This is a genomic window from Pseudomonas argentinensis (assembly GCF_001839655.2).
Lineage (GTDB): Bacteria > Pseudomonadota > Gammaproteobacteria > Pseudomonadales > Pseudomonadaceae > Aquipseudomonas > Aquipseudomonas argentinensis_B.
In genome coordinates this window covers 2639783-2652319 of sequence record NZ_CP056087.1, presented here as the reverse complement: position 1 = coordinate 2652319, position 12537 = coordinate 2639783, and the positions used below count along the sequence as shown (strand labels likewise).

At 54.8% G+C, this 12537-nt stretch carries 6 protein-coding genes; all 6 read right to left on the bottom strand.

Features of this window, described 5'->3' with window-relative positions; all coding sequences use genetic code 11:
- Positions 1 to 362: 362 nt before the first annotated feature.
- Positions 363 to 1778 carry an HlyD family type I secretion periplasmic adaptor subunit gene (locus SA190iCDA_RS11795; RefSeq protein ID WP_070888303.1) on the bottom strand — a complete coding sequence of 472 codons (1416 nt, stop codon included), beginning with the start codon at positions 1776 to 1778 and terminating at the stop codon, positions 363 to 365.
- A 48-nt stretch (positions 1779 to 1826) separates the two neighbouring features.
- Positions 1827 to 3977: a type I secretion system permease/ATPase gene (locus SA190iCDA_RS11790; protein ID WP_070888304.1), complete on the bottom strand. Its 2151-nt coding sequence runs from the start codon at positions 3975 to 3977 to the stop codon at positions 1827 to 1829.
- Between the two features lie 227 nt (positions 3978 to 4204).
- Positions 4205 to 9610: a calcium-binding protein gene (locus tag SA190iCDA_RS11785; protein WP_236100844.1), complete on the bottom strand. Its 5406-nt coding sequence runs from the start codon at positions 9608 to 9610 to the stop codon at positions 4205 to 4207.
- Complete coding sequence (locus SA190iCDA_RS11780; protein ID WP_139159581.1) at positions 9603 to 10067, bottom strand: hypothetical protein; 465 nt, start codon at positions 10065 to 10067, stop codon at positions 9603 to 9605. The genes SA190iCDA_RS11785 and SA190iCDA_RS11780 overlap by 8 nt, the downstream gene beginning before the upstream one ends.
- 136 nt (positions 10068 to 10203) lie before the next feature.
- The gene (locus SA190iCDA_RS11775; protein WP_070888307.1) at positions 10204 to 11640 is read right to left on the bottom strand and encodes a TolC family outer membrane protein; all 1437 of its coding nucleotides are present in this window, start codon (positions 11638 to 11640) and stop codon (positions 10204 to 10206) included.
- 167 nt (positions 11641 to 11807) lie between these two features.
- Positions 11808 to 12491: an SOS response-associated peptidase family protein gene (locus SA190iCDA_RS11770; RefSeq protein WP_070888308.1), complete on the bottom strand. Its 684-nt coding sequence runs from the start codon at positions 12489 to 12491 to the stop codon at positions 11808 to 11810.
- Positions 12492 to 12537: the final 46 nt, after the last annotated feature.

The following is a 12537-nucleotide window of genomic DNA, read 5'->3' as shown; positions in this document are numbered from 1 at the left end:
AACTCATTGGTCTGATCGGCGATCAAGCGAGACTCTTGATAACCACTTAACCTCCAAGACCTTAAGCCCTCACCTAGCCATAAAAAAAACAAAGCCAAAATCAAAAACACAGCCGGCAGCCAGACGAACCATGAGATTAACCTGAAATAAAGCTTTCTCCGCCTTTCTCTCCTAGAGAGCAGGTACAAAGCACTCCAAGCCAGTAAAAAAAACAGATATAGAAAAAGCCATTTAACTAACATTTCCTCTCCAATTGAAAACTACGCTTTGTTGCCGAACGATGTAACCAATTTCAGTCCTACCGCTCTATCGCTCTATCGCTCTATCGCTCTATCGCTCTATCGCTCTATCGCTCTATCGCTCTATCGCTCTATCAAACTTTCGTCTACATATTGCTGTAGCGGGCTTAAGAAATAGTCGATCACTCTTCGCTTCTGCGTTTTAACTTCTGCCCTGACAGCCATCCCTGGAGAAAGCTCTACAAAGTGCCCACTTACAGCTATTTTGTTGTCTTTGAGTTGAATCCGAGTGCTGTAAACCAAACCGAGCTTCTCGTCCTCAATCGCATCACTGGATACGCTCACCACAGTCCCATCTACCACGCCGTATTTTGTGAAGTTAAAGGTCTCGACCTTCACTTCTACGGCCTGGCCAGGACGTACGAAACCGACGTCCTTGTTCTCAAGCATTGCTTCTACCTCCACAGGCTGATCACTTGGAACAACCACCATCAGTGGCTGGGCCTGAGTGACAACGCCGCCTTGGGTATGGATCGCCAGTTGCTGGACAGTCCCATCTACAGGGGCCGTAAGCTGTGTGAGTCGATTTCGTTGCTCTGCCTTCCTTAGTTCTTGAGTGAGGCTTGCAGCGCGAACGTCCGCATCGTTCTGCAGATCGAGCATCGCTCTGCGCGTTTGAGCCAAGACCCCTGTGCGTTGCTGCTGTGCGGCCTTCAAAGCGGCTTCCAGTTCGCTGATTCGTGCTTTTTGTTGGGCCAGCTCACGCTCTTGATCCAGCAGAAGCTGCTCTTTCTCCAGATAAGCGTGCTTGGCGACAAACTGCTTGTCGAGCAGGCCACGGTAGTCGGCTGCCAGCTCACGGGAGATAGGGAGCGTTTTGCTGAGCGCAGTGATAGAGGCTCGCAGGGAACGTATTTCAGCCTCGCGCTGCTCGATCTGGGCATCGCTTTGATCGAGAGCCGCACGCAGTTCGAGATACTGGCCTTGCACCCACCGCTGCAGACTTTCTTGCTGGGCGGGAGTGGCGTTCGCAATAAAACCGGAAACCGATGCGGGCTCGGTCTTATCCTTTATCGCCTGCAGAAGCAGTCGAGCGCGGGCACTATCGACCTGGGCGGCAAGTAGCTCACTGTGGAGTCGCTCGACATCCGCTCCAGTGATCTGGCTATCGAGCTCGACAAGCAGCTCACCTGCTTTCACTTGCTGGCCATCGTGCACATAAATGGCCTTCACGACGGCCACCTCATTGGGCTGGATGACCTTGGTCTTACCGCTTGGCACTATCTTGCCGGTTGCAGTGGCCACGACGTCGATCTCGCCGACACAGGCCCAGACCAACGCGAGCGCCGCGAAGACCATGATCGTCCACTGGATATAACGTGGTGCCGGGTGCACGGGCTTTTCCTGCAATGCCAGCGCAGCGGGCAGAAATTGAACTTCGTGACTTAGCCGAGGCGGCGCATCCATCGCCTTGCGGTTACGCCATGAGTGACGCCAGGCACTGCGGTAACGATTGAGCAACTCACGCTTAGCGCCCATGGCATTGCTCCTTTGCCAACGGCAGTACGCACGACGCTAGACAACTGCTCATGCCACATCCCCCTGCTGCAACCGATGCAAGCGCGAGTAATGCCCTGCCTGGTGAGTCAGCAACTCCGAGTGACTGCCCTGCTCCACGATCTGGCCACGATCCATGACAACGATGCGGTTCGCATCGCGCACAGCGGATAGCCGGTGAGCAATGATGATCACCGTCCGTCCCTTACAGATGGCCTGCATGTTCTGCTGGATGACGCGCTCGGATTCGTAATCGAGGGCACTGGTGGCCTCGTCGAAAATCAGGATGCGCGGGTTGCCGATCAGGGCCCGGGCGATGGCCACGCGCTGCCTTTGACCACCCGAGAGCGAGGCACCGTGCTCACCGACGACGGTGTCATAGCCTTCCGGCAGCTCAAGAATAAAGTCATGGGCCCCGGCCATCTTTGCAGCCTGCATCACGACCTCGATAGGCGCGCCAGGATCGGTCAATGCGATGTTTTCCCGGATGCTGCGGGCGAACAGCATATTGTCCTGCAGCACCACGCCGATCTGCCTGCGCAGGGACGATACGTCTGCCAACGCGAGATCCATGCCGTCGACCAGCACACGCCCGCGCTCTGGGGTGTAAAGCCGCTGCAACAGACGTGTCAACGTACTCTTGCCCGAGCCGGAGCGGCCCACCACCCCGATCACCTCACCCGCCTGGATTTTCAGGCTGACCCCACGCAGCACTTCCGAACCGTCCGGCCGATATCGGAACTGCACCTGGTCGAATTCGATATCGCCTTTAAGGGGAGGCAACGCACTGCGCGAGGACTGGGACATTTCTGTTCGTGTGTTGAGAATGTCGCCAAGGCGCTGCACCGAGACGCCGGTTTGCTGGAAGTTCGTCCATAGCTGAGCGAGGCGCATGATCGGCTGAGAAACCCGGCCGGCCAGCATGTTGAAGGCGATCAGTTGGCCCACACTCAATTGCCCATCGATCACCAGACGAGCGCCCAGCCATAGGGTCGCCACCGTCACCAGTTTGCCAATCAAACCGACGCTTTCATTGGCCAGGTTCGACAGGTTCTGGGTCTTGAAGCTTGCGGCCACATAGCCGGCAAGCTGGTTATCCCACTTGCGGTTGATCTGCGGCTCGACGGCCATGGATTTGAGAGTATCGATGCCGTTGACGGTTTCCACCAAGAACGCCTGATTTTCCGCGCCACGGGTGAAGCTCTCGTTCAACCGCGCACGCAACACCGGCGTAATCAGCAACGAGACGATGAAGTACAGCGGCAGTGACAGAATGACAACCAGAGTCAGCCAGCCGCTGTACATGAACATCACAGCGATAAACACCACCGAGAACAGCACATCCAGCACAAGCGTGATCGCGTTGCCGGTCAGGAAGCTACGAATGTTCTCCAGCTCCCGAACCCGGGCGACCGAGTCCCCCACCCTACGGGCCTGGAAGTAAGACAAGGGCAGCGTGACCAGATGACGAAACAACCTTGACCCCAGCTCCACATCGATACGGCTGGCCGTATGGGCGAAGACATAGCTTCGTAAGCCTGACAGCAACGTCTCAAAAATCATGATGCCGAGCAGGCCGATGGCAATCACGTCCAGAGTGGTCAGGCCACGGTGCACCAACACCTTGTCCATGACGACTTGGAAGAACAGCGGTGTCAGCAAGGCGAAGATCTGCAGCACGAAGGAAACGAGCAGCACCTCCCCCAGCAGCTTGCGGTATTTGACGATCGCGGGGATGAACCAGGTGAAGTCGAACCGCGAAAGCTCCCCCGCCATCGAGGCTTCGGAGCGGATCAGCAGCAGTTCGCCTGTCCAGCGAGCCTCAAGGTCTTCCTGAGTGAGCACTTCGGGGCGCTGCGCGCGGGGATCATGGATCAGCGCCTTGCCTTCATCCATCCGGGCGATGATGAAAAAGCGGCCATCGGTATCGACGGCGATGGCAGGCAGAGGCGTTTGCGTCAGTCGCGAGAGCGAACTACGTGCGGACTTGGCTTTAAGCCCCAGCTTCTTCGCAGCCAGCAAGATTTCCGGGCGACCAAACAGTCGGCCGTCTTCGGCGTATTCGTGCGTGAGTTGTTCAGGAGAAGCAGCAACGTTATGAAAACGCGCCAACATAACTAGGCAGGCAAGGCCTGTATCCAGCTCTGCGGCTGGCTCGGGAGCAGCTGAATCGTTCAGCATCTGTGCATCCGTGCATGTGGGATGGCGAAGCGCCATGGCTTGCGGAATTGTACTTGGTACCGCCAGCGGGACAAGCTGACGAACACCAAATACGTCACAAATCCTACCCCGACGGATGGTGAATTAGAGGATTTGCCACCTAACGCCGGCAGGTAATTGTCAAAATGGGGAGAATCAAGAAAACGGGCCGCAACTCGTACAAAAATTGTAGCTACGGCCCTAGTTTCCTATTGCCAGTTTGCCGCTATAACCACATCAAGGCTCTCTCTCTGAGTCTGGGTCAAATTGACCTCTGCCCCAGAAGGTACGCCGAACGCTGCCATAGCATTAACCAAGCTCTGAACCCTACTTTCGGTGAGCGCCAATCCCGCATGCGTTTGGAAAACCTCAACGCGGTTACCACTCCCTGCGTACCAGTTAGACACCGTCATGCGATCCTCGGAACCCAGAATAGAAATTTCCAAATCCTGACCGTTTCGCTGAAACCATAAATTTTCTGGCGAAAGGTCTGCGCCAAAGCGCAGGGTGTCGACGGCATCAGAGTTCGCGCCGGTTTCGACGATGGTGTCCTGGCCGTCACCCAGGTTGAACACGTAGGTGTCCGAGTTATAGCTGCCGTGCAGGATGTCATTACCCTTGCCGCCCTCGAACACGTTGTCACGGGCGTTGTAGTTCACCATCAAGGTGTCATCACCTTCCCCACCGTACAGGCGGTTGGTACCGGTGCCGCCATCGAGTGTGTCGTTGCCGGCACCGCCGTACATGATGTCGCTGCCATTCCAGCCGATCAGCTTGTCATTCTCCGTAGTGCCTTGCGACACCACCGCTGACTCGACCTGCTTCTGAGTCCAGGCTGTGCCATCAGCAAACTCCACGCGCTCGAGACGGGCGCTTGGGGTCGCACCATGAAGCGAGTTCGTATCCGAGCTGAACCAGTTCCTCACCAGAACCTGATCGGTGCCATTGGCGTGCGCAAAAACTAGATCCGTGCCCCGCTTCTGCACCTGGATATCACCGGCCACGATGCCCGTGCCAAAGCGCAGGACATCAACGGCATCAGAGTTCGCGCCGGTTTCGACGATGGTGTCCTGGCCGTCACCCAGGTTGAACACGTAGGTGTCCGAGTTATAGCTGCCGTGCAGGATGTCATTACCCTTGCCGCCCTCGAACACGTTGTCACGGGCGTTGTAGTTCACCATCAAGGTGTCATCACCTTCACCACCGTACAGGCGGTTGGTACCGGTGCCGCCATCGAGTGTGTCGTTGCCGGCACCGCCGTACATGATGTCGCTGCCATTCCAGCCGATCAGCTTGTCATTCTCCGTAGTGCCTTGCGACACCACCGCTGACTCGACCTGCTTCTGAGTCCAGGCTGTGCCATCAGCAAACTCCACGCGCTCGAGACGGGCGCTTGGGGTCGCACCATGAAGCGAGTTCGTATCCGAGCTGAACCAGTTCCTCACCAGAACCTGATCGGTGCCATTGGCGTGCGCAAAAACTAGATCCGTGCCCCGCTTCTGCACCTGGATATCACCGGCCACGATGCCCGTGCCAAAGCGCAGGACATCAACGGCATCAGAGTTCGCGCCGGTTTCGACGATGGTGTCCTGGCCGTCACCCAGGTTGAACACGTAGGTGTCCGAGTTATAGCTGCCGTGCAGGATGTCATTACCCTTGCCGCCCTCGAACACGTTGTCACGGGCGTTGTAGTTCACCATCAAGGTGTCATCACCTTCACCACCGTACAGGCGGTTGGTACCGGTGCCGCCATCGAGTGTGTCGTTGCCGGCACCGCCGTACATGATGTCGCTGCCATTCCAGCCGATCAGCTTGTCATTCTCCGTAGTGCCTTGCGACACCACCGCTGACTCGACCTGCTTCTGAGTCCAGGCTGTGCCATCAGCAAACTCCACGCGCTCGAGACGGGCGCTTGGGGTCGCACCATGAAGCGAGTTCGTATCCGAGCTGAACCAGTTCCTCACCAGAACCTGATCGGTGCCATTGGCGTGCGCAAAAACTAGATCCGTGCCCCGCTTCTGCACCTGGATATCACCGGCCACGATGCCCGTGCCAAAGCGCAGGACATCAACGGCATCAGAGTTCGCGCCGGTTTCGACGATGGTGTCCTGGCCGTCACCCAGGTTGAACACGTAGGTGTCCGAGTTATAGCTGCCGTGCAGGATGTCATTACCCTTGCCGCCCTCGAACACGTTGTCACGGGCGTTGTAGTTCACCATCAAGGTGTCATCACCTTCACCACCGTACAGGCGGTTGGTACCGGTGCCGCCATCGAGTGTGTCGTTGCCGGCACCGCCGTACATGATGTCGCTGCCATTCCAGCCGATCAGCTTGTCATTCTCCGTAGTGCCTTGCGACACCACCGCTGACTCGACCTGCTTCTGAGTCCAGGCTGTGCCATCAGCAAACTCCACGCGCTCGAGACGGGCGCTTGGGGTCGCACCATGAAGCGAGTTCGTATCCGAGCTGAACCAGTTCCTCACCAGAACCTGATCGGTGCCATTGGCGTGCGCAAAAACTAGATCCGTGCCCCGCTTCTGCACCTGGATATCACCGGCCACGATGCCCGTGCCAAAGCGCAGGACATCAACGGCATCAGAGTTCGCGCCGGTTTCGACGATGGTGTCCTGGCCGTCACCCAGGTTGAACACGTAGGTGTCCGAGTTGTAGCTGCCGTGCAGCGTATCGTTACCCTTGCCACCCTCGAACACGTTGTCACGGGCGTTGTAGTTCACCATCAAGGTGTCGTCGCCCTCGCCACCGTACAGGTGGTTGGTACCGGTACCGCCATCAAGCGTGTCGTTGCCCGCACCGCCATGCATGATGTCGTTGCCACTCCAGCCGATCAGCTTGTCATTCTCCGTAGTGCCTTGCGACACCACCGCTGACTCGACCTGCTTCTGAGTCCAGGCTGTGCCATCAGCAAACTCCACGCGCTCGAGACGGGCGCTTGGGGTCGCACCATGAAGCGAGTTCGTATCCGAGCTGAACCAGTTCCTCACCAGAACCTGATCGGTGCCATTGGCGTGCGCAAAAACTAGATCCGTGCCCCGCTTCTGCACCTGGATATCACCGGCCACGATGCCCGTGCCAAAGCGCAGGACATCAACGGCATCAGAGTTCGCGCCGGTTTCGACGATGGTGTCCTGGCCGTCACCCAGGTTGAACACGTAGGTGTCCGAGTTATAGCTGCCGTGCAGGATGTCATTACCCTTGCCGCCCTCGAACACGTTGTCACGGGCGTTGTAGTTCACCATCAAGGTGTCATCACCTTCACCACCGTACAGGCGGTTGATGCCGGTACCGCCATCAAGCTTGTCGTTGCCGGCACCGCCGTGAAGGAAGTCATCACCGGCGCCCCCCGTCAACGTATCGTCACCATTTCGCCCGTACATAAATTCGGACGCGTCTGAGCCACGTAACAAGCTTGCAAACGAGTCGCCGATTACCAATGGTGAACCTTCCCCAAGCTGGGCAACTACATGAACAACCTGGGGATCTGTTAGGTAGGGGACAAGCTTAGTGAGAACGCCATCAAAGGTATACGCAGATATGTGTTCTTTCAAAACCTTTCGAAAATCCACAAGATCCACTACTGACTTTACTGGATCGCTGCCGGCGACGTCTAAAAAAAGTTTTTCCGCGCCGAAAAAATCAAGCTTAGGGCCTTCATCGGTAAAAACCGTAACTACAGATTCAAAATATGCTTTCAACCTTGTTTGGAGCAACAGCCCATCATAAATAGACTCGCGAAGCTTTTCATAGGACTGATTGATCAAATCAGACTGACCTTGACTGAGCGCAAGATCTTCCTCAGTTATATATATTAGGGACGGAATGCCCGACAAACTTCCTGTACGACGAGTAGATTTAGTCCTTGTAGAAGTACCGGCCACCAATCTAATGTCATCACTGACAACCTCACCTTTGCTATCCTTCTTTTCTTCTCTAGAGAAATTGAAAAAATTCTGACCGTTAAATACCTCAAGAATCCTAACCCGCTCCAGTAACTGTTTTTTTTCGAGCTGTTCAGCAGTAGGTTTCTTTTCATTATTCCAACCTTCGGCTCCAACAGCAATTACGCCGCTGCTGCTGCCACCACCACTTGAGCTTCCGACAAGTCTATCAGGCAAACTCCATGAATAAGAAAACTCGATAGGAATGACGCCATGCTTCATGTCATCAATTCGCTCAAAGAGCATCTTATAGTTGCTGCTAGCGGCCCACTCGGCGATCAAAATATCGACAAGCGAAATTTGCTCTTCACGCGTTTGTGCTTGAGAGTAGGCGGAAACTGCTGAACTTAATCCAGCGTTTGATGCGGCAGCGTCGCGTAGATCACGCACCGCGCCCGAGCCTTTCAAGTCGGGTAAAGACGAGTCGGCTGCCGCCGGATTAGTATCGGAGTATTCACGATAAAAGGGATTACTTGCGAGGTCGAGGTTAGCTATGACGCTTTGGTTGCCATTGACCACCCCCTTGCTGCCATCGGTACGCACAAAACTGCCTTCAGCTGTGATCAGGTTACCGTTGGAGGCCTGGCTCGTAGACTTCGAGCCCAAGTTGATCGCGGCTATATCATGTTCAGCCAAGCTCTTTAGCTCGCTTGCCTGAGCTATTCCGTCTTGATTGAGGTCTTGCCATACTCTGACACCGGCAAAGGCATTATCGGTAGCATCAAAGACACCGTCACCATTGCTGTCCAGATCACTAAGCGCATCGAATCCGCCAGTGGCTTTCTGTCCATTTTTCTTAACAGTATCTACGCCAAAAAGCTCACTGCCGTTATCAATAGCACCATTGCCATTGCGGTCAAGAACGAGGAAGCCATCGTCTTTTTTAATCCAGCCCGTACCGGTTTTCAGTCCATCACCGTTGAAATCGAAAACAATCCCGGAATTAGCTGATACAGTCTCTATTCCGTCGCCATCCAGATCCAGCACTAAAGGGTCGTACCGCTGAACAAAATTTAACGCCCCGAGAAAGTCCGCGTTCACACCGGAATTTATTCCTAAAGGGTCTAGATAATTGAATATCTTCTCAAAACTTTCACCAGCCAACATACCAAAGCCAATAGCTAGTGGTATTGTTATCCATCCAGTAAGACCGACCAGAGCAGCAGCAAGCGCCGCGCTGGCCACTGCGCCAATAAAAGCTCCTGCAGCACCGTAATAGTCACCCTCAAGAGACTTCAAGCCAATATCGAGGACGTCTCCTAAAGCACCAAGCGCCCCACCAGTTTTAGCAAGCAAATCCCTATTCAAACCACTCAACAAGTCTGCATTTAGCTTCTGTGCGGCATCCATGCCTTGAGTCCGGAGACTGTCTGCCTGCTGCTTAAACATTAAAGAGGCACTATCTAACGCGTTTTGCGCACTTTTCTTCATGTCCAAGCCAGCTTTATCCGCTGACTTGGCAAGCTCTGAAGCTCTACTTGAAAAGTGGTCGTATTGCGCAGCCAAATCAGCGACTATCTCAGCACGCTTTGCCGCACTCGAGAAATCTTGCTTAGAGTAATTATTGGAAATATTACTCAGAGTGCTAGATAGCGCCCCAGACACGTCCGACCAGTAGCTCTGAAACAAACTTTCAGCCGTTGCATTATTATCAGACATCTTCCCTGCTCCTGCGTGCCATAGAGAACAATAACGTAAGTGAAACTAGAAGCGAATAGCCAACCAGATAAAAGAAAATAAGCGCACCAAACCAGTCAAATTTTTGCATTAACAACCTAACAAACTTAGAAAACGCATTACTCCCTGACATCTCGATCATACCAATCAAACCAAAAAAAGAAGATATCGCAACAGCAAATAATGCTATCAGCGCCGCCCGCGGCAGCAAACCATTAAACTTTACACTGCGAAGAAAAATAAAAAGAACAACAGGAAGCGCCGCGATGAAAATTGAAACTGACCATCCAAAGGCAGAAAAATTTTCAATATAATCATCAACCCATCCATACAATCGATTAACGATGAGAGGTGGTGATACAAAAAAAACCGCCAAACACCCAAAAGCAGCACTGACCCCGAACCATAAACCAATCAAAAGACCATGAATTCTAGTCAATTCCAAACTCCACAATTAAAACCATAATTTCGAATGCTCTGGGCTTATTTAACTAGACCTTTCGGAGGTGTTGCCCACAAATCTGGTCGCCATAAGCGCTGAAACATTCACGAGGGATCATCTGCAGGAAAGGCGTTTACAGCCCTCCGCTCGATTGATTTAAGTCCAAGCTTGCAGCTGGCAGAAAATCACGATCAGGATCGTAATCCGACTTCAAATAACCGGAAAACTCTTCGAGATCACCAACAGCCAGCATCCCCGCCGCCTGCTTGAGCTTAAAATTATCGATGATGTAGTCATACCGAAAATTGTTGTAATCCCGAACCGCCGCGTAGAGCTGCCGCTGAGCATTCAGCACATCGGCCATGTTGCGAGTTCCAACCCTCAAGCCGACTTCGTTGGCTTCTAATGACATCCGGCCCGACTTAATCGCCTGCAGACGTGCTGCAATCTGCTCTACACCAGCATTGATCGCCCGATAAGAGCTTCTGGTCAGCAGAACCACCTCACGCCTGGCGTTCTCGCGATCATCTTCGCTCTTAGCCAGGAGTTCTACCGATTGACGCACCTGAGAACGAGTCACGCCGCCACTGTAGAGAGGGATGTTGAGCTCGATGCCGATGCTGCTCTGCGCGACATCATCGCGATAATCGCTGCGACCAAAATCAGAGGGGTTGTTGTAGCCGAAGCTGTCGTTGTCGCCTTTTCGATAAGAGGCAACCACATCGACGGTAGGCGAAAACCCTGACTTGCTCTGCCTGACTCTTTCTTCCGCCGACGTAACGGCATGGTTGGTCGCAAGTAGATTGAGGTTTTGCTCGATAGCCGAATCGACCCACGCTGTCGCATCGTTGGGGACTGGAGGGTCTACCGGCATCGAATGGTCTACACCATCGATAAGGGCGTATTCGCGTGTGGTCAGGCGATATAGGACATCGAAGGCCTCTTCGACGTTACGCTGGAAAACCTTGGAATTCGCTTTTGCTAGATCATAAGCAGCCTGCGCATCGAGCACGTCGGTGATGCTGGCCACACCACCCTCCAGGCGCCCTTGCGCCTGGGCCTGCTGCTCAAGCAGAGCCGATTCCTCAGCACGCGAAGCGGCGAGCGCATCCAGTTGGCGAAGGGTTTCGAAATACGCCTCCGCCACTTTCAGAATAAGCGCCTGCTCCTTGGCTGCGAGTTCCATTTCCGCCTGGGCGACATCTGCCTGGGCAGCCTTGAGCTCAAACCAGCGATCAAGGCGAAAAAGTGGCTGGGTAAGGCTTGCACGAAAAGTATTGCCGCTGCGCGAGCGAATGAGCGAAGGGCTATCTCTATCGAGCCGGGTCGACTCGCTAACCATTCCGGCAGTGATGCTCGGCAGCAACCCCGAACGAGCCTGAGGGGTCGCCTCGGTGCGCGCCCGATACTCATGGCGTACAGCCGCCAGCTCAGCATCGTTCATGGCTGCCTGGGTGTAAACCGAGAGCAGACTCGCCCTAGTGGCGGACGAGCCTTCGGTACTCTGCGCGAAGGCCGTTACGGGAAGAAGCGCCAAGGTCAAGCCGAGGCAGCCAAAGAGGTATCGCATCAACAATCCTTGTCAGAAACCACAGCCTTGTGGCTGCGAATCCTATGGAATTCGTAGTTTCCGTCAAGGTGAAAATGCTCAGGATCTGAAGACACTCAAACTTTTTCTTCAGAGCAATGGTTCTCGACATGAGACATGGCAGGGATGTGCACGGCGGACACCTTCATTCAACACCAGGGATCAATCAGTCCCCTCCCCTCGTTTCGAACACTGCCGACAGCACGGCTTACTGGGTACCACGCGAACTCAGCAACGGGCAGCGCGCGCTCCTGGAGCAGCTGATCAGCTCCTTTAGAGCCAATATCTGAAAGCCACAGCCTGGCGTCCTCTGCGCTGAACACCACGGGTCGTCGATCATGGACATCGAGCATGCCGCCCTCAGAGTCAGCGGTGATGATTCTGAAGCCCTCGCGCCCTCCCGGCTCAACGCCCTCCTCTGAAAACTGCCCAATGGCTGGCAGAAAAAGAGGCTCATCATCTGAGCGGCGGATGTAGTACGGCTGCTTGGCCTTCTCACCGTCAACCAGGCACCACTCGTACCAACCGTCAGCACAAACCAAGGCCCGGTGCGGCCAGATCTGCCGGAAGTACTTACTCTTGGCTGCCTTCTCCCTCGTCGCGTTGATGTCCCGCCCTGCAGGCTCGGTATCCCAGGCTGGCGTCCATCCCCACTTCTCTGCAGTCCAGATGTAGCCGTCAGCAGTCGGCCTAATCAGATCGACTTGCGAGTGCGGAGCCACGTTGTAGCGCGCGATATCTTCTCCGGCCACGCGGCTAAGGGGGCGCGCGTCCAATCCAAGTGACGCCAGATATTTCTGAGCCGCCCGGTACTGGGCGAGTCTTCCGCACATCTCAATTTCCTCTCGTCGGCATCCGATTGACCCGCTTTTGAGTCAG